Origin of the sequence: Nocardia salmonicida (genome assembly GCF_036142455.1) — a bacterium.
Lineage (GTDB): Bacteria > Actinomycetota > Actinomycetes > Mycobacteriales > Mycobacteriaceae > Nocardia > Nocardia salmonicida.
In genome coordinates this window covers 4,298,915-4,323,252 of record NZ_CP108014.1, presented here as the reverse complement: position 1 = coordinate 4,323,252, position 24,338 = coordinate 4,298,915, and the positions used below count along the sequence as shown (strand labels likewise).

Below are 24,338 nucleotides of genomic sequence, written 5' to 3'. Positions count from 1 at the left end.
CGCGTCGTGGCGGGTGCGCCGAACTGCGGGGCACACGGCAGGATGACCACCGACCCATACGACACGAAAGGTGTTGAGCGCGTGACGTTGTGGCGTGGCAGCGAGCAGTCCGACGACCCGGCCGCAGCGGAGCCGGTCGACCTGCTCGCCGGGGCGTTCGCCACCGGCATCGGTTCCTGGCCGGGCACCGACCCACTCGAAGCGGCGACCACCATCATCGGTGAACTGCCGGAACTGCCCCACCTCGTCGAACTTCCCGAACGCGGGATCGGCGCCGACATGATCGGCCGCGCCTCCGCGCTCCTGGTCGACCTGCGTTTCGACGCGACCACCCGCGGCTACCGGCTCGCCGACCGACCGGGTTCGATCTCTCGCAAGGCCCGTGACTTCGTGCGGGTGGATCTCGATGCGATCGAGGAAGCCTGGGAGACAGCGGGTCTCGTCGGCTCCGGTCGAGCGATCAAGATCCAGTCGGTCGGACCGCTCACCCTCGCCGCCGAAGTCGAACTGCCCGGCGGTCATCGCATCCTCACCGATCGCGGTGCGCTGCGCGACCTCGTGGACTCGCTGGCCGAGGGCTTGGCCCTGCACGCTGCCGAGATCGGTAAACGACTCGGAGCGAAAGTGGTTGTGCAACTGGATGAACCGCAGCTGACGACGGTGCTCGATGGGTCCCTGACCGGCCCGAGCGTCCTCAACACCGTCCGCGCGCTGCCCGGCCCCGAGGCGATCCACTTCCTCGACGTCGTGATCGACGCCCTGCCTGGCCCGGTCATCCTGCACACCTGCGCCTCCCGCCCCGCCTTGGCCACCCTGCGCCGCACCGCGGCCACCGCCCTGTCCTTCGACGCGGCCACCATCACCACCGCCGATTTCGACGACATCGGCGAGGCCGTGGACTCGGGCAAGAAGCTGGCTCTCGGCCTCGTCCCCACCGAACCGCCCACGAGCCCGCTCACCTGGCGCGCTGTCGCCGAACCCGCGGTCCGACTCGTGGACGACCTCGGCTTCCCACGTTCGGCTCTCACCCAGGTTCTCGTTACCCCCACCTGCGGCCTGGCGGGCGCCCCGCTCGCCTGGTCTCGCAAGGCCCTCGCGCTGGCCGCCGACGTTGCCCGCGCGTTCGCCGAAGACCCGGAGTCGCTCACCGTCGAGCGCGCGGAACAGTCGCGGTCGGGTCGTAATCATCGGTGACGCGTGCGCGGCCGCTGGGGACGAAAATCCGTTCCCGCACGGCTGCGACGTGCGGGAACGTTCGGCGGATGTGTCGGTGGGCTCGACTAACCTCTAGTAGGTGAGTGACAGCGACAGCGTGGTTTCTGTGAGTGCCGAAGCGGCTACGCCCGAGCAGCGGGTGCGGTGGCAGCAGTTGGCCGACGAGGTGCGTGGGCATCAGTTCCGCTACTACCTGCGGGACGCGCCGATCATCACCGACGGTGAATTCGATGCCCTCCTGCGTGAGTTGCAGGCCCTCGAGGACGCGCAGCCGGATCTGCGGACTCCCGATTCGCCCACCCAGCTGGTCGGCGGCGGCTTCGCGACCGAGTTCACCGCGGTCGATCATCTCGAGCGGATGCTGTCGCTGGACAATGTGTTCGACTACGACGAGCTGCGCGCCTGGGCGAGCAGGGTGGAAGCCGAGACCGGGTCCGCGCCGCACTATCTGTGCGAAGTCAAGATCGATGGCGTCGCGTTGAACCTCGTGTACGAGAACGGCAAGTTGGTGCGCGGCGCGACGCGCGGCGACGGGCGAACGGGGGAGGACGTCACCCTCAACGCGCGCACCATCGAAGACATCCCCGCCGAGCTCACGCCGACCGAGGAATTCCCGATCCCGCAGCTGCTCGAAGTACGCGGCGAGGTGTATTTCCGGCTCGAGGATTTCGAGACGTTGAACGCCCAGATCGTCGCCGAAGGCAAACCGCCGTACGCGAATCCGCGCAATACCGCCGCCGGTTCGCTGCGTCAGAAGAACCCCGCGATCACCGCGCAGCGCAGGCTGCGGATGATCTGCCACGGCTTCGGCCGCATCGAGGGCTACCGCCCGTTTTCCCAGCACGAGGCGTACCAGGCGCTCGCCGCGTGGGGCCTGCCGGTCTCGGCGCACACCCGCCTGGTCGAGGGCATCGACGCGGTGGTCGAGCGGGTCGCCTACTGGGGCGAACACCGCCACGACATCGAGCACGAGATCGACGGTCAGGTGATCAAGGTCGACGAGACGGCCCTGCAACGCCGCCTCGGCTCCACCTCACGCGCCCCACGCTGGGCCATCGCCTACAAGTACCCGCCGGAAGAGGCCACCACCACGCTGCTCGACATCGCGGTGAACGTCGGCCGCACCGGTCGGGTCACCCCGTTCGCGGTGATGGCGCCGGTCTCGATCGCCGGTTCGACCGTCTCGATGGCCACCTTGCACAACGCCTCCGAGGTGAAGCGCAAAGGCGTGCTGATCGGCGACACTGTCACCATCCGCAAGGCCGGTGATGTGATTCCCGAGGTCCTCGGGCCCGTCGTCGACGCGCGAACCGGCGCCGAACGCGAATTCGTCATGCCGACGCACTGCCCCGAGTGCGCCACCGAACTCGCCCCCGCCAAGGAGGGCGACGCCGACATCCGCTGCCCCAACCAGCGGCACTGCCCCGCCCAGCTGCGTGAACGCGTCTTCCACCTGGCCGGTCGCGGCGCCTTCGATATCGAAGCCCTCGGCTACGAAGCCGCCAACGCCCTGCTCACCTCGGGCGCGATCACCGACGAAGGCGACCTGTTCGCCCTCGACGCGCAGGATCTGCTCGGCGTGCCGCTGTTCACCAAACAGGACGGCACCCTCTCGGCCAACGGCGCCCGCCTGCTCGACAACCTGAACGCCGCCAAGGACACTCCGCTGTGGCGGGTGCTCGTCGCGCTGTCCATTCGCCACGTCGGTCCGACCGCGGCCCGCGCGTTGGCCGCCGAGTTCGCCAGCCTCGAGCGCATCGAATCCGCGACAGGAGAAGAACTGTCAGCCACCGACGGCGTCGGCCCCACCATCGCCGCGGCGGTGCTGGAATGGTTCACCGTCGACTGGCATCGCGCGATCGTGGACAAGTGGCGCGCGGCCGGGGTGCGGATGGAGGACGAGCGCGATCAATCCATCGAACGCAACCTCGACGGCCTGTCGATCGTCGTCACCGGTTCCCTACAGACCTTTACCCGCGACGGCGCGAAGGAAGCGATCCTCGTCCGCGGCGGCAAGGCGGCAGGCTCGGTCTCGAAGAAGACCGCGTTCGTCGTGATCGGCGAGGCGCCCGGTTCGAAAGCGGCCAAGGCCGAGGAACTCGGCGTCCGGATCCTGGACGAAGACGGCTTCCGACTGCTGCTCGACGGCGGTCCCGACGCGGTCAGGATCGACCCGGTCGAGGATTCGGGCGTCGAGGACTAGCCGGTCACGCCGCCGCGAACAGCTCAGTTCGGCGTCACCGTGACGGTGTTGCCGATCTGGGTCTTCATATCGAACGACGCGCACTGCCCGTTGCTGAGCTCCTGGGTGCGCAGGGGGCGCTTCTTGATGTTGGTCTGGATCTCGACCGTCACGTCGGTGCTGGTCATCGAGCACACCTTCGACACCGGCGCCTCGGTGTAGGACACCGTCCCCGCACCCTGACAGGAGTTGGTCGAGTTACCCAGGAACACCCGTGCGGTTCCGGTCGGGCACGGATCGGCCATCGCACTCGGCGCGCTGAGCAGCGCGGCCGGAACCAGCGCTCCCGCCGTCACTGCCGCAACGACAACCCCGCGAACCACAACTCGAACGGCCATCACACTGCCCTGCCTCTCCGCGAATTTTGGTCAGCCTACGGGACCGGGCGACTTCGTGGCGCGGCAAGTAGTGCACAGACATGCTGACTCGGCCGCGTCGGCGAGACCCCGCGTCGCCTAGTCTTTCCAAGAATCTCGGAGAGGCGGACCCTTGCTGCGCAGTTTTCAGGTGACGAACCACGGATCGCTGGCTCGAGCTCAGCAATTGCGGCTGACCAAAGGCGCGGGTGGCCCGTTGGCGGTGCCGGTGACTGCGGTGCACGGAGTGGCCGCCGCGGGGAAGACGAGCTTGATCGACGCGCTCGGGCAGATGCGGGATGCGGTGCTGAACTCGGTGAGCGGGTGGGACCCGTACGCGGGCCCGGTGCGCCGACCGCATCTCGGGTTCGCCGATAGCCCAACGGAATTCGTCGCGGGGTTCGTTGCCGAAGGTGTGCCTTATACCTATGGGTTCCGGCTCGACAACGCCGATGTGGTCGCGGAGTGGTTGTATACCCATCCTCGGTCGCGCAAGCGGATCGTGTTCGAACGCATCGGCGACGAGGTGAAGATCGGGCCGATGTTCGAGGCGGCTCGCTACGGTGTGGCGGCGCTGGTGCCGTTGTTGCGGCCGAACGCCCTGCTGTTGAGTCTGGCGGGGCAGCTGTACGCCGAGGCGCTGGTGCCCGCGTATCGGTGGTTCGCGGCGAATCTGGCTGTGCAGCAGGGTGATGTCGACACCGACGCGCTCGCGCACGACCTCGGCAGCCACATCTCCCGCTCGCCCGACAACGCGGCGCGTCTGTTGATGCTGCTGCGCACGGCCGATCTCGGGATCGAAGATCTGCTCGTCGCCGAACACGATCCGATGTACGCGGACTACCTGCGGGATCTGGATGCCGAAATCGGCGCGCTGGCAGGTCATCTCGACCACCCCGAGCAGATTCTGGTCGACCGCGAACTGAGCACCCTCCGTGCGGCGCGCGACGCGCTGTACCGGCGGATGGTCGACCGTCGCGGCGCGGGACTGAGCCTGGTGCACGAAGGCATCGACGTCCCGTTCGAGCTGGCCGACGAATCCACCGCGACGCGTTCGCTGCTGCGTGTGCTGCCCGCCATGTTGGAAGCCCTCGACGCCGGTCAGGTGCTCGCGGTCGATGATCTGGGCGTTGGCCTGCCGGTCGAGGAGACCGACAGGCTCGTCCAGTTGTTCCAGAACGCGGAGACCAATGCCCGTGGCGCACAACTGATCTACACCACCGCCGATCGCGCGCTGATCGACCGCGGCAACGGACGCTCCCAGCGCACCCGCACCGCCGTGTGGCAGGTGCGTCGCGAGCAGGGGGTCAGCGAGCTCACACCCCTGTAGGAGGGGGGGCCTAGCATGGGCGCATGCTCGAAGTGGTGATGGCGGCAGCGCTGGTGACGATGCTGGTGGTGACAATCGGCGCCGTCGTCGCCGGACGGACCGGCCGGGGGAGGGCGAACCTCGAACACGGGTCGCTGTATGTGACCGGTGTCAGCCCGCTGCCCGCGATGACCGGCGAGCACTACGTGACGATCACCGGCACCGTCACCGGCCCGTCGATCACCGGCAAGGTCGTCTACCGCCGCTTCGCCTGGGACGCCGCCCACTGGCCCGCCCCCGGCGACCACCTCGCCATCGCCTACCCGCCCCACAACCCCGACGACTGGCACGCTGAGCACCCCGGTCTTCGCCCCTACCTCGGCTCCTGAGCGACCTCACCGGCCTCTCCCGATGTGGGTGAGTTGGAGCTCACAAACGTCCAGGTGGGATCATTTCGGGATGCACGGTACCGACGACCAGACCACCGGACTCCTGATCCGCCCCGCTCACCCCGACGAGTACGACGCGGTCGCCGCGCTGACCGTCGATGTGTACGTGGGGGACGGCTATGTCACCGAGCGCGACGACTACGTGCGTGAACTCGCGGACGTCGCGCGCCGGGCGACCGAGTCCGAGGTACTCGTCGCCGTGCACGAGGGCCTGGTCGTCGGCTCGCTCACTGTCGCGAAGCCCGGCTCGCGGTACGCGGAGATCGCCCAGCCCGGTGAACTCGAGTTCCGCATGCTCGCGGTGTCGAAGCAGGCGCGCGGGCTCGGTGTCGGCACCGCGCTGGTTCGCGCCGTCATCGACGAGGCGAAATCGAGCGGCTTCGAAGCGGTCGCGCTCACCACCATGTTCTCGATGGTCGACGCCCACCGAATCTACGAGCGGCTCGGCTTTGTCGGTGTCCCCGAACGCGATTGGGCCACCCACGACGGACTGCAGCTGTTCGTGATGCGGCTCGCGCTGCGCTGAGCGATCAGTTCAGCACGGTGGCGACGATGCCGGCGAGGTAGCCGAGCCGAGCCACTTCCGACGGCCGGAAGTCGGGTCCGCCGGGGCGGCCGAGCAACAGCGATCTGCCGGTGTTGCCCAGCGGAGCGGCGGCGAGTTTGGTGTCCATGTCGCGCCAGATCTCCGGCACCCAGTCGGCCTCGCCGTCGAGCCACATCGGCTTCTCGATGGGCATCCACGGGGCCGAACCCGCTTGTGTCTCAGGGGCACTCGGGCTGCCGACGATGCGGTAGGCGCCCGCGGGGCCCAAGCCGATGATCGTGGACCAACCGACGCGCAGCACGCGGGGGCAGCCGTCGACGAGAACCTGGAGGCGGTCGTCACGGGCGCTGGCGACCTGGTCGATCAGCTCGAGTTCGCGGTGGGTGTCGAGGACGCCGGAGTACGGGCGAATGGAGTCGACGCTCACATCGCGCACCGATTCCGCGGCGGTGATGAGGGTGTCGGGCAGTGCGCCGGTGGGCACTTCGACGACGAGATCGTCGATCGCGAAGCCGGCGCCGCGTTCCACGACATCGAGCGAGAGGATATCCGCGCCGACCCCGCCGAGGGCGAGTGCGAGGGAGCCGAGGCTTCCCGGTCGATCCGGAAGTTGCACGCGGAGCAGGTATGACACGTGCGTTCCTTTCCATAACGGCCGGGGTTGTTCGAGACGAATACCCGGTGAAGCAATACTTACACCCCTGAACGCGGGTTCTCGACCCGAAGTATGACCCCATCGGCGCGACATGCGCGAACTTTCGTGTGAGCGGGTGCGTCCGACGTGCGGGGACGGGCGCGTAAAAACCTCGAGGACCCGCCGATGAGGCGTACCTCCGCCTGCGCTCCGGCCACGCGCAGGCTGTGGATTGCTCCGCAACCGTGTGAATTAGGCTGTACCGATACTGCCCACCGAAGCCGAAAGGGGTCCCGCGGTGCCCGCAATCTCCCGCGACGAGGTCGCTCACCTCGCCCGGCTGTCCCGGCTGGCGTTGACCGACGCCGAACTCGACCAGTTCGCCGGTCAGCTGGATTCGATCCTCAGCCACGTGCAGACCATCACCGAGGTCGCCGCCGATGTCCCCGCCACCGCGTCGCCGAACCCGACGACCAATGTGACCAGGCCCGATGTGGTCGTCACCGGCCTCACCCCCGACCAGGCGCTGGACCAGGCGCCCGCGGTGGAAGAACAGCGTTTCCTGGTCCCGCAGATCCTGGGAGAGGGCGAATGACGGAGTTGACCCAGCTGTCGGCTGCGGAGCTGGCGAGCAAGATCCACGGCGGCGAGGTGTCCTCCACCGAGGTCACCCAGGCGCATCTGGATCGCATCGGCAAGGTCGACGGTGAGCTCAACGCCTTCCTGCACGTCGCGGGTGAGGAGGCACTGGCCGCGGCCGCTGTGGTCGACGCCGCGCTCGCCGCGGGCGATTCTCCTGCCTCGTCGCTGGCGGGAGTTCCGTTGGCGCTCAAGGACGTTTTCACCACCACCGACATGCCGACCACCTGTGCCTCGAAGATCCTCGAGGGCTGGATGTCGCCGTACGACGCGACGGTCACCTCCCGGCTGCGCGCCGCGGGCATCCCGATTCTCGGCAAGACCAACATGGACGAGTTCGCGATGGGCTCCTCCACCGAGAACTCCGCCTACGGCCCCACCCGCAACCCCTGGGACACCACCCGCATCCCCGGCGGTTCCGGCGGCGGTTCGGCGGCGGCCCTGGCCTCGTTCCAGGCGCCGTTGGCCATCGGCACCGATACCGGTGGCTCGATTCGTCAGCCCGCCGCGGTCACCGCGACGGTCGGCGTGAAGCCGACCTACGGCACCGTCTCCCGATACGGCCTGGTCGCCTGCGCCTCGTCGCTGGATCAGGGTGGCCCGTGTGGTCGCACCGTGCTCGACACCGCGCTGCTGCACGAGGTGATCGCCGGGTACGACCCGCGTGACTCCACCTCGCGCAACGTCGCGGTGGCGCCCGTCGTCGAGGCCGCCAAACAGGGCGCCAACGGTGACCTGACCGGCGTGCGCATCGGTGTGGTGCGCGAATTGCACTCCGACAGTTACCAATCCGGCGTGCTCGCCTCCTTCGACGCCGCGGTCGCGGTGCTGAAGGAATTGGGCGCCGAGGTGATCGAGGTGTCGTGCCCGAGCTTCGAGTACGCGCTGTCCTCGTACTACCTGGTGATGCCATCGGAGGTGTCGTCGAACCTGGCGCGCTTCGATGCCATGCGCTACGGCCTGCGCGTCGGTGACGACGGCAGCCACAGCGCCGACCAGGTGATGTCGCTGACCCGTGAGGCCGGTTTCGGCCCGGAGGTCAAGCGCCGCATCATGATCGGCACCTACGCGCTGTCGGCGGGCTACTACGACGCCTACTACGGCCAGGCCCTCAAGGTCCGCACGATGATCGCGCGCGACTTCGACGCCGCCTACGAGCAGGTCGACGTGCTCGTCTCGCCGACCAGCCCGTTCACGCCGTGGAAGCTGGGCGAGAAGGTCGACGACCCGCTGGCCATGTACCTGTCGGACCTGTGCACCCTGCCGACCAACCTGGCGGGCCACCCCGGCATGTCGGTGCCGTCGGGTCTGTCGGCCGACGACAACCTGCCGGTGGGTCTGCAGATCATGGCGCCCGCGCTGGCCGATGACCGACTGTACCGGGTGGGCGCGGCCTACGAGGTGGCGCGCGGCGCGCTGCCGATCCCGAGCGCTGTCTGAGAGAAGTCGCACAAGCGGGGCGCGCCGATTCGAGAGAATCCGGCGCGCCCCGCTTGTTTGTCGGTTGCCTGTCGGTGATGGGCGCCTACGCCACCGCGCGCTTGCCCACGCCCGCCGTCATCGCGGTGAAACCGGCCCGCAGATCCTTGCCGAGCGCCAACGTGACGACGGGGCTCAACCAGCCCGCGAGGGTGAATCGGGACTCGTAGCGGCACCGGTCGGGGCCGAGCGGCACAACGGTGTGCGAGCGCAGGCTGTGCAGTGCGCCCAGCGGCACCGGCTTCATCGTGTAGCTGAACTCGACGCCCGGGGTATGGGTGCGAATCCATTCCCGCTGTGGCCGGCGGTTGTTGCCCAGCTTGACCTGCATGTCGATGGCCGAGCCCGGTTCCAGCGTGCTCGACGCCTCGTAGCAGAAGGTGTTCCATTCGCCGTAGCGCTCGAAATCCGTGAGCACCTCCCACACCTTCGCGGCGGGGGCGTCGATCTCGATCGTTTCGTCGATGACTAGAGACATGCGTGAAAACTAGGACATGTTCTAGTTTTCGGCAACTGCATCACGCGAACCGACGGCGCAGTTTGCGCATCCCGTCGATGATCACGGCCGAGGCCGCCGTCACCGCGAACAAACCGAGGACCGTGCGGGCAAGCGGCCAGAGGTTGGGCCGGTCGGCCGGGTCGGTCTGGGCGAAGACGTTCTCCACCACCGGTGCGCCGTACTCCTGGCGTCGTGAGTTCACGTCCACGGCGGTGAACGCGATGTCGGCCATCACGCCGCAGCGGGCCCGGGAGAACTCGTCGTCGCGCTGCTGGCAGGAGGCGTGGATGCGCCGGTTCAGCGCCGCGTCCACCGAGCGGCGCGCCCATCCACCGAGGGGTTGGTCGACCCGCTCGGCGTAGCGCAGCACGTCGTAGCCCAGGTCGTGAGCCTTGCACGCCGACTCGAACTCGGCGGGCAGCGTCACCGGCGAGGAACAGCCGCCGTTCGGGTTCACCAGCAGACCGTCCAGCGGCGCGGGGTCGTAGCCGAACTTGTAGCCGAAATCGCGGGGGATGAGCGAGGTGGCGTCCGGGCTGTCGTCGATGAGCGCGCGTACCGCCGCGGCGGCCGCGACGTTCTCGGTGCCGCCCGGGGTGGTGCCCATGGCGCCCGGCGCCGACATGACCACGGCGGCGGCCATGGCCAGCCCGGCCGTGCACAGCGCGACACCGCTACGACGGCGGTGCTGCGAGGGAGCGGGGGACGGCGCGGAGGCGGCGGAATCTGCGGTACGGGCCCGAGCGGCGGCGGGTACCGGGCGAAGCGGGGTGTTCATGGCCTCCGACAGTAAGGAGCGGGTCTCGCCGCGGGTATCCCGCTGCGGACCGGTTTATCGGGGCGCGCGGGTGGCATGCCCGGCGCCGGGGTCACACCAGGGTAGGGGGTCGTATTCGGTTCGTGGGTATGAGGTCCGGTGACCGGACTGTTCGTAGGCTGACTGTCATGTCCGCACCACCACGCTCCGCCGCGCGAGGAATACCCGCGCGCACCTGGTTCGACTTCGCAACGGTGCTGGTAGCGCTGATTTTGTACAGCATCGCGTGGCCGACGCTGTTCGTGACCCACGAGGTCTCGCCGGTTGTGGCGCCACTGCTGTCGGCACTGGCGGCCTTGCCGATCCTGTTCGTGCGGGTCAACCCGGCGATGGGCTGGGCGATCTCCGCGGGGGCCGCGCTGCTGTTCTCGATCGGCATGCAGCCGAGCGCGGACAACGACCTGCCCTTCCAGGTCGTCCACGTCATCGTGCTGTTCGTGCTGCTGTTCGCGGTGGCGTTGCGAGCCTCGGTGCCGATCGTGGTCGTCGCCTGGGCGGCCACCTCGATGCTGTTCGCCACGACCATGCCCGGGTCGCAGAGCGGTCCGCTCTGGGGCTGGGCGATGGGGTTCGGCGCGCTGGCGCTGTTCGGCTATCTCGTGCGGATCCTGCTGGCCTCGCGGCGCAAGCTGGAGCGGCAGGAAGAGGTCACCGAACTCGAGCGCGCGCGTCGGGCGATCCTCGAGGAGAAGGCGCGCATCGCTCGCGACCTGCACGATGTGGTCGCCCACCACATGTCCATGGTGGTGGTGCAGGCGCAAACAGCGCCGTACCGGATCACCGACCTCGACCAGGCCTCGCGGGCCGAATTCGAATCCATCGGCGCGACCGCCCGCACCGCGCTCAACGAGATCCGTGGCCTGCTCGGGGTGTTGCGCAGCGATGGCCAGTTGCCCGAACACGCGCCGCAGCCGCGTGCCTCCGACGTGCTCGCCCTGTGCGCGTCGGCGCTGCGCGCAGGTCTGCCGGTCGACTGGACGGTGACCGGGGATCTGGATTCGGTGCCGGAGACGACCGGGCTGGTCGTCTATCGCGTGGTGCAGGAGTCGATGGCCAACTGCGCGCGGCACGCACCGGGCGCGGCGGTGCAGGTCGCGGTGGCGGTCGAGCCCGGCGTGGTGAGCGTGACCGTGCACAACGCCGCCACCGCCACGGTGCCGCAGCCCGGCGCGGGCGGTGGTCACGGCATCGACGGCATGCGCACCCGCGTTGTCGCGGTCGGCGGTGAACTCCACGCGGCGCCCACCCTCACCGGCGGATTCGAGGTCTCCGTGAAACTGCCCACCCACTAAGGTGGTTGGGTGGCTATTACCGTGTTGATCGCCGACGACCAGGCGATGGTTCGCCAGGGTTTCGGCGCCCTGCTGGGCGCGCAGACCGATATCAGCGTCGTCGGCGACGCACCCGACGGCAAAGTGGCGGTGGCCGAGGCAAAGCGGCTGCGTCCCGATGTGGTGCTGATGGATGTGCGGATGCCGCAGATGAACGGTCTCGACGCCGCCCGTGCGATCCTGACCGCGAATTTCGATCCGCCGGTGCGGGTGCTCATGCTCACCACCTTCGACATCGACGACTACGTCTACGAGGCGCTCAGCATCGGCGCGAGCGGATTCCTGCTCAAGGACGCGCCCGCCGAGGAATTGGTGCGCGCGGTGCGGGTGGTCGCCGACGGTGAGGCGCTGCTCGCGCCCACCATCACCCGCAGGCTCATCGCCGACGTCACCCGCAGGCGCAATTCGGTACGCGCCGCCCCGGCGCCCGCGCTCGGCACGCTGACCCCGCGCGAACGCGAGGTGCTCGAACTGGTGGCCAAGGGGTTGTCGAACACCGAGATCGCCGCGGCGCTGTTCGTGGCCGAGCAGACCGTGAAAACCCATGTCTCCAAGGTGTTCTCGAAGCTCGGGCTGCGCGACCGCGCCCAGGCCGTGGTCCTGGCCTATGAATCCGGCCTGGTCGTTCCCGGCTGAGCCGGCGCGCTCAGCGCGGGCAGACCCCGCCGCGCAGTTCCGGCAGGTGCCGGGCCAGCAGCAGCGCCAGCCGGTCGAGCAGCGCGGTGGTGTCGTCGAACGATCCCGAATCAGCTTGCGCGGCAAGGGCTACCGCGAGCTGACCGCTGCCGACGGGCACCAGTCCGAACTGGCGCACGGTGTAGATTCCGGTGATGTCGTCGGGGCCCCAGCCGCCTTTGAACTCGGTGTCGTCGAGCAGACCGAGACCCCAGCCCTGTTCTTCGGTGATCTCGCCCATCATCGTGGTGACGACCTCGGCGTGCGGCAGGCACGGCAGTCGCGACGCGAACCGCACCTGGTTGGCCAGCGACCACTCGGTGCCACCGAAGGAGGTGCCGTCGAGTTCGGTGCGGGTGCCCGTCTTCCCGGTGGCCGCGTCGCCCGCTTCGTCGAGGATCTGCTGCACGGCGTCGGCGGCCTCCGGTGCGTCACCCAGGGATTCCCACAGACCCTCGGCCGCGTCGTTGTCCGACACCGTGATCGCGGCCTGCGCCATCTCGAAGATCGACTGGTCCTGATCGTGGCGCAACGCGGCGACCGCGAGCGGGATCTTGATGGTGGACCAGGCGATGCCGGTGGTCCAGTCGCCGTAGATCGTCATCCGGCCGCCACCGACCGGCATCAAGGCCATGCCCACCTGTCCGGGGAGCGTCGATTGCAGCTGGGTGAACTCGGCGGCCAGCGAATCGGGCAGCACGATGGACAGTCCCGGATTCCAGGCGTCCTCGCTGTTGACGGTGACCGTGGGCGCGCTCACTGCCGTCGGGGTGCCGGGCGTGGCACACGAGGTGGCCAGCGCGGCCGTTGCCAGCGCCCCACAGAGCAGCAGCCTGCGACAGGCAGCCGCCTTTCCGGTCGACTTCACCACCGAATCCTCCCCACCACCCAGTGCGCGTGCTTCGGCGGTGCAAACTTCTCGTCGAGCGCGTCCGGACGCTACCGGACGACTGTTAGCAAGTTTCACCGATTTTCGGCGAGAATTCGAATGAGCGTGGTCACACGGTCGGAAGGGGGTCACATGCACGACATCGGTGAGGTGTTCGCCGGGTTCACCATCGAGGCGATGTTGGGCCAGGGCGGCATGGGCACGGTGTATCTGGCCCGGCATCCGCGCCTGGATCGGCTGACCGCGCTCAAGCTGCTCAACCGGGATCTGTTCGCCGACGAACGAGTTCGCGCGCGGTTCGAACGGGAGGCCGACCTCGCCGCCCAGCTCGACCATCCCGGCATCGTCACCGTCTACGACCGGGGGACCGAGGGCGAACAACTCTGGATCAGCATGCAGTACGTCGACGGGATCGACGCCGCGACCGTCGACCCGATGGCGTTGCCGCCCGAACGGGCTGTGCAGATCATCGAGGGGGTCGCCGACGCGCTGGATTACGCGCACGGCAGGGGAGTGCTGCACCGCGATGTGAAGCCCGCCAACATCTTGCTGGCCCGCTCCACCAGTGGCCAGGGCGAACGCGTCTTCCTCACCGATTTCGGCATCGCCCGCCTGCGCGCCGACTCCACTCACCTCACGCAGCAGGGAATGTTCACCGCGACACTGGCGTACGCGTCGCCGGAACAGATGACCGGCGCCGACCTCGACCACCGCTCCGACCAGTACTCGCTCGCGTGTTCGCTGTACTGGTTGTTCACCGGGTCGGCGCCCTTCGACTCCGCCGACCCGAACGAGATCATCCGCGGAACCCTCTATGCCGCGCCGCCGCCCCTCGCGCTGCGCCGTGCGGGTCTACCGCCGATCATGGACGCTGTTCTCGCCGCCGCGATGGCGAAACATCCTGCGGCCCGATTCGATTCCTGCGCGTCGTTCGCCAAGGCGGCCCGCCAAGCGCTGACTTCCACGACGCCACCGGTCCTGCCGCGCCCGCCCGCCAACCCTGCGCCCGGCTATTACCCGCCGGTTCCACAGCAGGCGCCTGTCGCGCCTTTCGCTCAGCCAGGCATGGCGCAGCCCGGCTACCAAGCTCCGCCGATGCCGCCTGCGCCACAACCTCATTGGCAACCGCCCTCCCGGCCGTTCGGGGCCGTCCCGCCGGTCGTCCAGCGCCCGGCCGCGCCCGGCCCCGCGGTGCCGCCTGGAGAGGTGCCTCCGGTGGTCCAGCGTGCGGTGGCGGGTCCCGTTGCCGCACAGTCTGCCCCGGTGGCCGCCGAAGCGACTCCGGTGCCGGGGGAAGATTCCGGAATACCCTCCAGCCCAGTGTCTCTCGACAAGCGGCCTGTCGAAGTGGCTCGATCGGACAGCGGGGAGGCGTCCGCCGACGAGGTCTCAGCCACCGCGGCAACCGATGTGGTGTCCATGCGCGATGCGGGCGAGTTGGACGCGGCGAACGCGGCGGCCATGACCGAGGTGACGTCGATCGTCGGGGCATCCAACGCGGCCTCGGCGGGGCCCGCGGCGCCGGACGCAGCGGCAGGGCAGTCCAGCCAGGCAAACCAGCCGGGCAGTGCACCACAGGCCCATCCGGGCCAGCCGGGCGGTGCGGGGCAGCCAGGCAGTGCCGCTCAGCTGGGTGGTCCAGCTCAGTCAGGTGGCGCGGGTCAGCAGGGTGGCGCGGGGCAGCCAAGCGGTGCGGGTCAGCCGGGCGGTGCGGGCTCACATGGTGAGGGCGGCCGGCTGGTTGCGGCGGGGCAGCCCGGTGGGGCGGTTGTGCCGGGGGGCCCGGGTCCGCAGCCGGGTGTGGCGCGACCCGGTCAGCGAGGGCCTTGGATGGTGCCGCATCGGGGGTATTGGCCGGTGCCTCGGCGGGTGTCGGGGATACAGCGGTTTGGGTGGGTGTTGTTGGTGGCGCTGGTACTGGTGCTGGTGGCGTTGGTCGTCGCGCTGGTTGTGGTGGTCTTACCGGGGGGCGACGGCGACGATCTCGACGCGGAGGGTGGCGCGAACGGGCCGTCGAATTCGGTGGCGGAGGTCGCGGATTCGTTCGCGGAGAGTCGGCGGGTCTTTCCGACCTTGGTTCCGCAGGGGGAGATGAGCGACGGTGTGGGGTATCGGGGGGCGCGGTGCGTGGGGGTGCGCACCGTCAGTGAGTTGGCGTGGAAAGAGCCTGGGCTGCAATGGACTCCGATCACGACCGGGTGGCAGTGCGAGCGCCCCGACAATCAGGTGGGTGCGGTGAGCTACCTGGTGCTGGAGTACGCGAACACGAGCCAGGCACGGTCGGTGTTGGAGGCGCTGCCCTCGACGGTCCGGTACGCGGGGGACAAGGACGGCGTGCCGTTCTCGTTGCAGCGGTGGGTGGTTCAGGATCCGGCGAGCACCCGCACGCAGACCGCGCACCAGGTGCTGAGCTTCCCCGACGACTCGGTCCGCACGAATTATCTTGTCGTGGTGAGTCGCCGGGGCAGCAGCGGCACCGGCGGAGCCCCGCGCCCCTCCGCACAGGACGAAGTCGTCGCGTGGTGGGACGAAGTGCCCCTCTGATCTACCGCACCGGTCGCTGCGGCGCCGGGCAGACCTGCCCGACGCCGCAGCGACCGACCTCAGTCGACGGCCAAGGCGGCAACGATCGGCATCCTGGCCGCGCGCAAGGCAGGCGGGATCGATCCCAGCAGTGCCAGCACCAGCGCGACCGCACCGTAGACCGCGATCAGCGGGCTCGGGCGGTAGACGATGTCGATGGTCATCGCGTGGCCGATCGCCACGGTGGCCAGATACTGCACCGCGACGCCGACGACGAGACCGATTGCCGCGCCGATGAATCCGATGCCGGCGGCTTCGGCCAGCACCGAGCGCAGCAGGAACTTGCGGTTGGTGCCCATGGCCCGCAGCACCCCCAACTCTCGACGTCGCTCCAGCACCGACAGCATCAGGGTGTTCAGCAACGCCACCGTCGCCACCAGCACGACGATCCACAGGATCATGTTGCTCATCGCCGCACCCTGCTGGACGCTCGACGAGATCGCGTCGACCATGTCCGCGCCGGTGTCGACATGGATTTCCTGGGGCACCATCGCGCGGACCGCGGCGTGCACCGTATCGGGGTCGGCGCCGGGCGCGTAGTGGATCGACAGGATCGTCTCGCCGGGGCGCTGGTACCACTCCCGCATCTGGTCGAGGTTCATCATCACCACGCCGGAGACCGCGGTGAAATACGGAATCACCTGCAGCACCGACGTTTTACGCTCGCCGGAAGGAGTGGGCATGGTGATCTCGTCGCCGACGGCGAGTGAGAGCGAGCGTGCCACGTCGCGGGTGATGACAACGCCTTCGCGCCGCTCCATCCGATCGATCACCGCCCGGTCCACCGCGCCGAGGCGAGTGTCGGCCGTGCTCGGCGGATAACCCTGCAGCATCACCCGACCGCTGCCGATGGTCGCGAAGGCCATCTGGGCGGGGCTCACCCGCTCGACACCGGGCACGGCCGCCACCCGGTCGGCCAAACCGTCGGGCAGCACGGGACCGGTCGGAAACTGTTCGACGGGGCTCGGGCTCACGTAGAGGTCGGTGTCGCCGAGACTCTGGAACGAATCGGTCGCCGACTTCACCATGTTGCCCGACGCTCCACCGAGCGCGACCACCGCCGCGACCCCGATCATCACCGTCATCGCGGTCGCCCACACGCGGCGGGGCGCGCGTTCCAGCGTTGTCGCCCCGAGCGCGCCCGGCGCACCGAACCAGCGGGCGATCGCCGCGGACCCACGCACGATCGGCCCCGTCGCGGCGAAACACAGAAACACCGTCGCGGTGAACGACATCGTGATCGCGGCCAGTGAGAGCCGCCCGAGATCGAGGAACGCGACGACAATCGCCCCGGCGCCGAGGAGCAGCCCGGTGGCCAGCCCTACCCAGCGCAGCGTCGCACCGGTGGCGGCGGCATCGCTGGCCTCGACGGGGGCCAGTGCCTCGACCGGCGCCACCTTGTACACCTGCCTGGCCGCGATCGACGCCGCCAGTACCGTCGCCACCACACACGCCGCGATCGCCACGGGTATCGCGTAATTCGGCACCTGGAATTCGGTGCGCGCCTCGACCGATTGGACGATCGCGGCGGGCAGCCTGCCGATCGCGAACCGGCCCATCAGCGCACCGATCCCGGCGCCGATCGCCCCACCGATCAGCCCGAGCAGCGCCGCTTCGACGAGCAGATCGCGCACCATCGGCGCACGCTTGCCGCCGATCGCGCGCAGCAGCGACAGCGTCGGCCTGCGTTGCGCCACCGCCATACTCATCGCGTTGTAGATCAGGAAGGCCGACACGATCAGTGCCGCCGCCGAGGACATCAGCGTGGAATACCGCATGATCTGGATCGCGCCACCGGCCTGCGCGGTGCGCAGACTCGGCTCGGCCACCACGGCACGCCCGTCCACCGCTTCGGTGAGCGCGGTACGCAGGGCCTCCACGTCGGTGCCGGGCCGCACGACGATCTGCACCGAATCGAGCTTGCCGACCCGGTCGGTGAGGATCTGGATCAGCGGCAGCGGCCCGGCCACCACGTGGCCGCTGTTGAGCCGGTCGGTCGCCTCGGAGTCGAGGACGGCGGCCACCTTGGCCGTGCCTGCCCCGATCCGCACCGGGTCACCCTCGCGCAGGCCCATGGCCGCGCCCACCAACACGCCGCGCTCTGTGCTGAGCAGCTTGGTGGTGTACTGCGACATCGGCCCGGCCAGATCGCTGCCGAGCGCGCCCATCGTCTGATCGGCCCCGATCAGCAGTGCTCGATCGGGGCCGGCGCCCAGCGTCCCGCGCAGCATCGGCACCGCTGTCGCCACCCCGGGCGTCGCCGCGATCCGGGGGAGCAGTGACTGTTCGAATCCCGCGTCGGTGATACCGGTGACCTCGAGCTCGGCGGTGCCTGCCAGACCTTTGGTGAGTTTGTCGACCGATCCGGTGACCGAGCCGGAAATACTCAGCACCGCCACGATCAACGCCGCCGATACCCCCATCACCGCCCCGGACATGAGGGTGCGGCCGGGATGGCGGATCAGTTCACCGAAGTTGAACAGCCGCAGCCGATCCCATGCTGCGCCGATCATGCGTCGACCCGCGCGGTGGACAGCTCGTCGGCGCCGATCCGGCCGTCGCGCAACGTGATCACCCGGTCGCAATAGTCGATCGAACTCATGTCGTGGGTCACCATCACCACCGAATTGCCTTGCGCCGTGATGTCACCGAGCAGGGCGAGGATCGCGGCGCCGGTCTTGGAGTCGAGGTTGCCGGTCGGCTCGTCGGCCAGAATCAGCGGCGGATCCATGATCAACGCCCGGGCCACCGCCACCCGCTGCATCTGCCCACCGGACAGTTCCCCCGGCCGATGCTGTGCCCGATCGCCGAGGCCGACGAGGTCGAGGAGCTCTAGTGCGCGCGGCTTGGCCTTGCGTAATCCGGTGCCGTCCAACAACTTCGGGACGGCCACGTTCTCCCACGCCGACAGGGTCGGCAGCAGGTTGAAGAACTGGAAGACGAAGCCGACCTGTTCGAGCCGGAACGCGGCCTGCTTGTCCTCGTCGAGATCGCCGATCTCGGCGCCGCGGAAGCGGATCGAGCCCTCGTCGGGGCGGTCGAGCGCGCCGAGCAGGTGCAGCAGGGTGCTCTTACCGGAACCCGAAGGCCCGATGATCGAGGTGAACTGGCCTGCTTCGATGCGCATGCTCACCTCGTCGAGCGCGCGCACCTCCTGATCGCCGACCCGGTACTGCTTGACCACCCGGGTCAACTCCAGCATCGGCTGCTGCGGCGATTCGATGTCGGGCATATCTTGTCCCCCAGGGAGTTTCGGATTTCAGCGTGCGAGTGCGCGGTCGCGGGTAGTCTGCCCGATCGCCGTGCGTGCGTCGAGAAGCGCACGCAGCGCCGGTTGTTCGGCGGCCAGCTCGAGATAGGCCTCCATCGGGGTGCGGCCGTCGATCTCGGCCAGTTCGAGCTTGACGCGCAGATGGTTGTCCCAGCGGTTGGCCAGGGCTTGCAGTAGTCCGTCGACGCCGCCGAAGAGTGTGTCCAGTTCGGCGATGTCGGCGAACAGCGCCGGGTCGTTCGGGTCGATCGTGGCCCTGGCGAGCACGGTGTGCACGATCTCGGTGCGGTGGTGCAGATCGGTCCAGGTCATGGGCTTCACCTTCCGTGAGCGGGTGAACCGAACGCTACGGGCGGTGCGAGGTCGAATCGTCGTGCCGGGGACCCGACTTCTTCTCCTACTGCGGTAGGAGATCGGTACCGTTCGCGGGACGATGCTACGCCCGGTCGGTGGCGACTAGCCTGAGATCATGGATGTGAGCCACGCCATCCCCGCAAAGGCGCCGGGCCGTGCGAGCCTGCGGCAGCGGTTCGTGGCCAAGGCCGAGGCGTCACGTCTGTTCACCACCGTCCGCGAACGCATCGAATCGTTGCCCTACGACTATCCGCCCGCGGTGATCGTCGGCGCCGACCTCGCACTGCTGGTGGTCACCGGCGCGGCCGTGATCCAGCGACATTCCTACTTCCCGAGCCCGCTGCCGTTGCTGGCGATGGCCGCCGCGTTCCTGCCGATCCCCCTGTTCGCGATCTTCGGCGTGAACCCGCATCCCTTCCTGTTGAAGTCGAGCGCGCTGCTGTCGTGCGGCTTGTTCCTCTTGCAGCCGGTCAACGCCGACTTCGCGCCGTTCGTGCTGATGATCGTCGCCGGTGAGGTGGCCGCGGTCGCCTCACGAGGGATGACGGTGGGATTCACCCTGCTCGCGATCCTCGAACTGGTCGCCTTCGACCTCGTCGGACATGTGCAATGGGGTGAGTCGGGGCAGCGGCTACAAGGGCTGCCGATGTACGTCATCGGCATCCTGCTCGGCATGTTCGTCGGGGTGCTGCTGCAGTATCAGCGGCGATTTCTGTACCAGGAACGGGAGAATCAAGCCATTCGCTCCGGCAAGGCCGCCGACGAGGAACGGCGCCGGATCGCTCGCGAAGTCCACGATGTGATCGCGCATTCGCTCTCGATCACCCTGCTGCACCTGACCGCCGCCCGGCGCGCACTACAGACCGACGACGACCCCACCGAGGCCGTGGAAGCGCTCGTCGAGGCCGAACGCCTCGGCCGCCAGGCGATGGCCGACATCCGGCGCACCGTCGGCATGCTCGACGCGGGCCCGGCGCAGATGGCCCCCGAGCCGGGCGCCGCCGATATCGACGAACTCGTCGGCGACTTCCGCCGCGCCGGGCTCACCGTCGACTACGCGCGCACCGGTGAGCTGGCCACCGTCACCGGCGCCATCGGCCACGCGCTCTACCGGATCGGCCAGGAATCGCTGGCCAACGTCACCAAACACGCGCCGGGCACCGCCGCCACGGTCCGCCTCGATGTCACCGCCGACGCGGCGGTGCTGGTCGTGTCGAATCCGCTTCCGCTCGGGCCAGCGCCGCGCCGCGACACCGGGATGGGACTGCGCGGCATGCGCAAACGCACCGAACTGCTCGGTGGGAAGATCACCGCGGGAAACGGCGACGACCGCTGGACGGTGCGAGTCGGCTTCCCGCTGCGATCGGGCGCGTGCACCGCCATCTCGACCATGCTGCCGGGCAAGCTCTGGAACAAACCCCAGGAGGACACGTGACGACCGCTTCGCCGATCGAGCAGTTGGTGACAGTGCTCGTGGTCGACGATCAGGAACTCGTGCGCGGTGGATTGCGCCGCATCCTGCGCCGCCGCGACGGTTTCACCATCAACGAGTGCGCCGACGGCGACGAGGTCGCTGCCGCCGTCGCCACCCAGCGGCCCGATGTGGTGCTGATGGATCTGCGCATGAAGCGGGTCGGCGGCATCGATGCGACCCGGTTGCTGCGCGCCCGTCCCGACGCTCCGCCGGTCCTCGTGCTCACCACCTTCGACGACGATCAGCTGCTCTCGGGTGCCTTGCGCGCGGGCGCCGCGGGATTCCTGCTCAAGGACTCGCCCGCGGAGGATCTGATCCGCGCGGTCCGCACCGTGGCAGGCGGGGGCGCGTGGCTCGATCCCTCGGTGACCGGACGGGTGCTCACGGCCTACAGAACAGTGAAACCGGTCGGTACCCGAACCGACCGCCGACTCGGCGAACTCACCGCCCGCGAGTACGAAGTGCTCGAATTGATCGCCTCGGGCCGGGTCAACAGCGAGATCGCCGCCGAACTCGGGATCTCGGAAGTCACCGTGAAAAGCCACGTCGGACACATATTCGGCAAGTTGGACCTACGCGACCGGGCCGCCGCGATCGTGTTCGCGTTTGACCACGGCGTAGTGACACCGGGAGAATCTTCCTACTGAGAAGCAGGCCCGGCGGACCTGCCAGAAGTGGGAGGCGGACGCTGGTGCAAGCACCTGGGTCACGGGCGGGGACCAGATTCGGTCCGTACGAGTTGCGGTCGATGCTGGGCAAGGGCGGGATGGGCGAGGTCTACGAGGCCTACGACACCGGCAAAGATCGAGTGGTCGCTCTGAAGTTGCTGTCGCAGGAGCTCGCGCAGGACCCGGCCTATCAGGTCCGGTTCCGCCGCGAATCCCAAGCCGCGGCCAAGCTGGCCGAACCGCATGTCATCCCGATCCACGACTGGGGTGTGATCGACGGGGTCCTCTTCATCGACATGCGCTTGGTGCCCGGCAACGACCTGCGGACCGTGCTGCGCGGGGGCGGGCCGATGAGCCCGGACCGCGCGGTCGCTGTCGTCGAGCAGATCGCCGCGGCGCTGGACGCCGCCCACGCCGGCGGCCTGGTGCATCGCGATGTGAAGCCCGCCAACATCCTGGTGACGCCCGCCGATTTCGCCTACCTCGCCGACTTCGGCATCGCGCACACCGAGGGTGACAGCGCGGTGACCCAGGCTGGGATGGCGGTCGGCTCCTATATCTACATGGCGCCCGAACGCTTCGACGTCGGCCCGATCTCGCATCGCGCCGACGTGTACTCGCTGGCCTGCGTGCTGCACGAATGCCTCACCGGCGCTTCGCCTTTCCCCGCCGCGAGCATGAGCGTGCTGGTTCGCGCGCACCTGTCCGAGGCGCCGCCGCGGCCGAGTGAGTTGCTCCACGGTATACCCAGCGCACTCGACGACGTCATCGCGACCGGCATGGCCAAGGACCCGGCCGATCGGTATGCGTCGGCCGGTGAGCTGGCTGTCGCCGCTCGCCGAGCGCTGGCTTCGGCCGTGCGCGACGGTGGCGCGTCCGCGCCCGCGCCGTCGGGTGCTTTCGCGTCGTACGCCGGGGCCCGCCGAGTCCCCGGTGGGCATGATGTGACTCCGGATTCTGCGCAAGGGCCCACACTCCGTGGGCCCGCTGGTGCTCCGGGCCGAGCGCCCGCTGGTTCAGGCTCCGCGCCCGGGGCCGGACGCGGGTTCGCCGCCGCGGCCGGGTTCGCCGCCGGTGTGGGACGTGGTGCCGCCGGATCGCCGCCCGGTGTCCCTGGCGCCGAGCGTGGCGTCCCCTCCGCGACCGGTCCGGCGCGTGCTGTGCCCATCGGTTCCGCGAGTGGCGCCCGCAAAGCAACGCCCGACTCGGACGAGCCGCACAACGTCGAACAGGTGCCGACGCCGACGGGGGAGTTCCGGGTGATCGGCGCGGTGACCGCGACCGGTGGCGTGGAGACCTCGCGCAGTCAGTCGGCCGCGACCGGCGCTCAGCCGACGTTGATCATCCGCCCACCCGCCGAGACACGTCCCGGGGCACACGACACCACCGGTTTCCGCCGCATTCCCGCCGAGGGCACGGGCGAGATCTCGATTCCCGCGGTGATCCAGCCGACGGGCCCCGCCGAAATCCGGCCCGCCGACACCCACTTCACCCCCCTCCCGTCGGCCGATGAGCCGGAAGCTCCCGAGCCGCCCCCGGCCTACACACCCGACCAGGGCCTCCCACGGATGCGCCCGTTCCCGGACGCGCACCTCTACGACGGTGCGCAGCCGGGCGAAACGTCGGCCCCCCTCCTGCAACCACCGCGGCCCACCGGGGCCACCCCCTACCCGGCGCCCACCGGCCCGCACCGCCTCCCGCCTCAGCATGTCGGCCAGGAGCCCCACCGGGCAGCCCCTACTCAGCGCTACTCCGCCGAACAGCCCCTCCCCGCCGCGTACACCCCGCCGACCGAGCAATACAACGCCCCGGCCTCGAACCCCGACCCTCGGTTCCCCGCCCCGGCGCCGTTCGGCCCGCCGACCGAGCAATTCACCGCCCCCGCGCCGAATCCGCCGGCGGGCTTCGTGCCGCCGACGCAGAAATTCGGTGCCGACCTCGACGATCCACACGACCGATTCGGCGGTCCCGCCGAGCATTTCGACGATTACTCCGAGGACCGGTTCGGCGGCCAGCCCGGGCAGTTCAGTCCGCCGACCGAACAGTACGACCCCGCTGAGATGCAACGATCGGCGCCGACCCAGCATTACGGCGTCGACGAACCGGATCCGCAGCGCTCGCAGCCGACGCACCGATACCGTGGCGGCGCGGCACCTTTCGCCGCGCATCAGGGCCCGCCGGAGTTCGACGATCCGGCGCGCTCGGCCGCGACCCGGCAGTACGTGGGTCAGGAGAACGCGTACTCCAACTACGACGAACCGCCCAGCGCCTACGGTGATCACGCCTACCGCGACCAGGCCTACGATCCCGGATACGGTCCCGATCCCGCCTATGGCCCCGACCCGGCGTATGGTCCCGATCCGGCCTGGGCGCACGAGGATTCGGGTCGCCGACGATCGGTCCTGCTGCCGGTACTGGCCGGCGTCCTCGGCGTGGTGGTACTGGCGGTCGCCGGTGCGATCGGCTGGCGCATGATGTCGGCCGTCGAGCCCGACCAGACCTCTACCGCGGCAGCGACTTCGCAGGCGCCGGGTGGTTCCGGCCAACCCGCGGGCACCACCCCCCGCGCAACCACCGCCGCTCCCACCACCTCGGCGGGACCGGTCACCCTGCCTGCGGGCGCGCAGCTCTGTGAATCAGGTTCCGGCACAGGCTCTTACAGCAAGGTCGCGGTCGGCAGCGGGGTCACCAGTTGCGGTTTCGCCGAGGCGGTCCGGGAGGCCTACGCCGGTGGCGGCTCGGGAGCGCGGTCCGTGGTGGCGACGAGCCCGGTGACCGGACGCACCTACACGATGACGTGCGCCCCGGAGGGCAAGCTCGTCACCTGCACCGGTGGCGAGAACGCCGTGGTCTACGTCTACTGACACCCAACGGCCGCGGCCCCGAATCGGGGCCGCGGCCGACAAC

General features: G+C 69.3%; 21 protein-coding genes. 13 read left to right on the top strand and 8 right to left on the bottom strand.

What is annotated here, in order from left to right; translation table 11 throughout:
• Positions 1 to 141 precede the first annotated feature (141 nt).
• A complete protein-coding gene (locus OHS03_RS20350) occupies positions 142 to 1,194 on the top strand; it encodes a methionine synthase (RefSeq protein ID WP_328664329.1) in 1,053 nt (350 codons plus the stop codon).
• A 100-nt stretch (positions 1,195 to 1,294) separates the two neighbouring features.
• Entirely contained in the window at positions 1,295 to 3,418 is a 2,124-nt protein-coding gene (ligA, locus tag OHS03_RS20345) for an NAD-dependent DNA ligase LigA (protein WP_407942397.1), read from the top strand.
• Between the two features lie 23 nt (positions 3,419 to 3,441).
• Here ligA and OHS03_RS20340 read toward each other — a convergent pair whose 3' ends face one another.
• A complete protein-coding gene (locus tag OHS03_RS20340) occupies positions 3,442 to 3,753 on the bottom strand; it encodes a hypothetical protein (RefSeq protein WP_062986851.1) in 312 nt (103 codons plus the stop codon).
• Positions 3,754 to 3,964: 211 nt separating this feature from the next.
• Here OHS03_RS20340 and OHS03_RS20335 point away from each other — a divergent pair, with 211 nt between their 5' ends.
• The 3 genes from OHS03_RS20335 to OHS03_RS20325 all read left to right on the top strand — a co-directional run bounded on the left by OHS03_RS20335 (position 3,965) and on the right by OHS03_RS20325 (position 6,097).
• Positions 3,965 to 5,143 (top strand): AAA family ATPase, encoded by a 1,179-nt coding sequence (locus tag OHS03_RS20335; protein WP_328656234.1) that lies wholly within the window; start codon positions 3,965 to 3,967, stop codon positions 5,141 to 5,143.
• A gap of 23 nt (positions 5,144 to 5,166) precedes the next feature.
• Positions 5,167 to 5,511, top strand: a complete 345-nt coding sequence (locus OHS03_RS20330; RefSeq protein ID WP_056812158.1) for a hypothetical protein — start codon at positions 5,167 to 5,169, stop codon at positions 5,509 to 5,511.
• A gap of 70 nt (positions 5,512 to 5,581) precedes the next feature.
• Positions 5,582 to 6,097: a GNAT family N-acetyltransferase gene (locus tag OHS03_RS20325; protein WP_328656232.1), complete on the top strand. Its 516-nt coding sequence runs from the start codon at positions 5,582 to 5,584 to the stop codon at positions 6,095 to 6,097.
• Between the two features lie 4 nt (positions 6,098 to 6,101).
• Here OHS03_RS20325 and OHS03_RS20320 read toward each other — a convergent pair whose 3' ends face one another.
• On the bottom strand, positions 6,102 to 6,752 hold the full coding sequence (locus tag OHS03_RS20320) for an ACT domain-containing protein (RefSeq protein ID WP_056812152.1): 651 nt from the start codon (positions 6,750 to 6,752) through the stop codon (positions 6,102 to 6,104).
• 298 nt (positions 6,753 to 7,050) lie between these two features.
• On the opposite strand from OHS03_RS20320, the gene gatC reads away from it, so the two are divergent.
• Both gatC and gatA read left to right on the top strand, forming a co-directional pair.
• Positions 7,051 to 7,347: an Asp-tRNA(Asn)/Glu-tRNA(Gln) amidotransferase subunit GatC gene (gatC, locus tag OHS03_RS20315; protein WP_328656230.1), complete on the top strand. Its 297-nt coding sequence runs from the start codon at positions 7,051 to 7,053 to the stop codon at positions 7,345 to 7,347.
• Complete coding sequence (gene gatA, locus OHS03_RS20310; protein ID WP_328656229.1) at positions 7,344 to 8,831, top strand: Asp-tRNA(Asn)/Glu-tRNA(Gln) amidotransferase subunit GatA; 1,488 nt, start codon at positions 7,344 to 7,346, stop codon at positions 8,829 to 8,831. Before gatC ends, gatA begins: the two co-directional genes overlap by 4 nt.
• A gap of 85 nt (positions 8,832 to 8,916) precedes the next feature.
• Here gatA and OHS03_RS20305 read toward each other — a convergent pair whose 3' ends face one another.
• Together OHS03_RS20305 and OHS03_RS20300 are read right to left on the bottom strand one after the other, a co-directional pair.
• Positions 8,917 to 9,348, bottom strand: coding sequence for an SRPBCC family protein (locus tag OHS03_RS20305; protein WP_328656227.1), 432 nt, complete (start codon positions 9,346 to 9,348; stop codon positions 8,917 to 8,919).
• Between the two features lie 40 nt (positions 9,349 to 9,388).
• Positions 9,389 to 10,147, bottom strand: coding sequence for a hypothetical protein (locus OHS03_RS20300; RefSeq protein ID WP_328656225.1), 759 nt, complete (start codon positions 10,145 to 10,147; stop codon positions 9,389 to 9,391).
• Positions 10,148 to 10,314: 167 nt separating this feature from the next.
• On the opposite strand from OHS03_RS20300, the gene OHS03_RS20295 reads away from it, so the two are divergent.
• The gene (locus OHS03_RS20295) at positions 10,315 to 11,478 is read left to right on the top strand and encodes a sensor histidine kinase (protein WP_328656224.1); all 1,164 of its coding nucleotides are present in this window, start codon (positions 10,315 to 10,317) and stop codon (positions 11,476 to 11,478) included.
• 9 nt (positions 11,479 to 11,487) lie between these two features.
• Entirely contained in the window at positions 11,488 to 12,153 is a 666-nt protein-coding gene (locus OHS03_RS20290; protein WP_056812133.1) for a response regulator, read from the top strand.
• Positions 12,154 to 12,163: 10 nt separating this feature from the next.
• Here OHS03_RS20290 and OHS03_RS20285 read toward each other — a convergent pair whose 3' ends face one another.
• Positions 12,164 to 13,060, bottom strand: coding sequence for a serine hydrolase (locus tag OHS03_RS20285; RefSeq protein ID WP_328656222.1), 897 nt, complete (start codon positions 13,058 to 13,060; stop codon positions 12,164 to 12,166).
• 153 nt (positions 13,061 to 13,213) lie between these two features.
• On the opposite strand from OHS03_RS20285, the gene OHS03_RS20280 reads away from it, so the two are divergent.
• Positions 13,214 to 15,625, top strand: coding sequence for a serine/threonine-protein kinase (locus OHS03_RS20280; protein WP_328656220.1), 2,412 nt, complete (start codon positions 13,214 to 13,216; stop codon positions 15,623 to 15,625).
• Positions 15,626 to 15,684: 59 nt separating this feature from the next.
• Here the strand turns inward: OHS03_RS20280 and OHS03_RS20275 are convergent, their stop codons facing one another.
• The 3 genes from OHS03_RS20275 to OHS03_RS20265 are packed head-to-tail and all read right to left on the bottom strand — an operon-like array spanning position 15,685 to position 19,247.
• A complete protein-coding gene (locus OHS03_RS20275; protein ID WP_328656219.1) occupies positions 15,685 to 18,177 on the bottom strand; it encodes an ABC transporter permease in 2,493 nt (830 codons plus the stop codon).
• Positions 18,174 to 18,896 carry an ABC transporter ATP-binding protein gene (locus OHS03_RS20270; RefSeq protein WP_328656217.1) on the bottom strand — a complete coding sequence of 241 codons (723 nt, stop codon included), beginning with the start codon at positions 18,894 to 18,896 and terminating at the stop codon, positions 18,174 to 18,176. Before OHS03_RS20270 ends, OHS03_RS20275 begins: the two co-directional genes overlap by 4 nt.
• Before the next feature lie 27 nt (positions 18,897 to 18,923).
• Complete coding sequence (locus OHS03_RS20265; RefSeq protein ID WP_328656215.1) at positions 18,924 to 19,247, bottom strand: hypothetical protein; 324 nt, start codon at positions 19,245 to 19,247, stop codon at positions 18,924 to 18,926.
• Positions 19,248 to 19,404: 157 nt separating this feature from the next.
• On the opposite strand from OHS03_RS20265, the gene OHS03_RS20260 reads away from it, so the two are divergent.
• The 3 genes from OHS03_RS20260 (at position 19,405) to OHS03_RS34720 (ending at position 24,295) form a co-directional block, all read left to right on the top strand.
• The gene (locus OHS03_RS20260; RefSeq protein ID WP_328656213.1) at positions 19,405 to 20,724 is read left to right on the top strand and encodes a sensor histidine kinase; all 1,320 of its coding nucleotides are present in this window, start codon (positions 19,405 to 19,407) and stop codon (positions 20,722 to 20,724) included.
• On the top strand, positions 20,721 to 21,410 hold the full coding sequence (locus OHS03_RS20255) for a response regulator (protein ID WP_131816592.1): 690 nt from the start codon (positions 20,721 to 20,723) through the stop codon (positions 21,408 to 21,410). Before OHS03_RS20260 ends, OHS03_RS20255 begins: the two co-directional genes overlap by 4 nt.
• Before the next feature lie 101 nt (positions 21,411 to 21,511).
• Positions 21,512 to 24,295: a serine/threonine-protein kinase gene (locus OHS03_RS34720; protein WP_407942518.1), complete on the top strand. Its 2,784-nt coding sequence runs from the start codon at positions 21,512 to 21,514 to the stop codon at positions 24,293 to 24,295.
• Positions 24,296 to 24,338 lie beyond the last annotated feature (43 nt).

Coding starts and splice junctions, on each gene's coding strand:
- OHS03_RS20295 (WP_328656224.1), top strand. CDS start 10,315: ATGTCCGCACCACCACGCTCCGCCGCGCGAGGAATACCCGCGCGCACC.
- OHS03_RS20325 (WP_328656232.1), top strand. CDS start 5,582: ATGCACGGTACCGACGACCAGACCACCGGACTCCTGATCCGCCCCGCT.
- OHS03_RS20305 (WP_328656227.1), bottom strand. CDS start 9,348: ATGTCTCTAGTCATCGACGAAACGATCGAGATCGACGCCCCCGCCGCG.
- OHS03_RS20275 (WP_328656219.1), bottom strand. CDS start 18,177: ATGATCGGCGCAGCATGGGATCGGCTGCGGCTGTTCAACTTCGGTGAA.
- gatA (WP_328656229.1), top strand. CDS start 7,344: ATGACGGAGTTGACCCAGCTGTCGGCTGCGGAGCTGGCGAGCAAGATC.
- OHS03_RS34720 (WP_407942518.1), top strand. CDS start 21,512: ATGCTGGGCAAGGGCGGGATGGGCGAGGTCTACGAGGCCTACGACACC.
- OHS03_RS20260 (WP_328656213.1), top strand. CDS start 19,405: ATGGATGTGAGCCACGCCATCCCCGCAAAGGCGCCGGGCCGTGCGAGC.
- OHS03_RS20265 (WP_328656215.1), bottom strand. CDS start 19,247: ATGACCTGGACCGATCTGCACCACCGCACCGAGATCGTGCACACCGTG.
- OHS03_RS20270 (WP_328656217.1), bottom strand. CDS start 18,896: ATGCCCGACATCGAATCGCCGCAGCAGCCGATGCTGGAGTTGACCCGG.
- OHS03_RS20300 (WP_328656225.1), bottom strand. CDS start 10,147: ATGAACACCCCGCTTCGCCCGGTACCCGCCGCCGCTCGGGCCCGTACC.
- OHS03_RS20330 (WP_056812158.1), top strand. CDS start 5,167: ATGCTCGAAGTGGTGATGGCGGCAGCGCTGGTGACGATGCTGGTGGTG.
- OHS03_RS20280 (WP_328656220.1), top strand. CDS start 13,214: ATGCACGACATCGGTGAGGTGTTCGCCGGGTTCACCATCGAGGCGATG.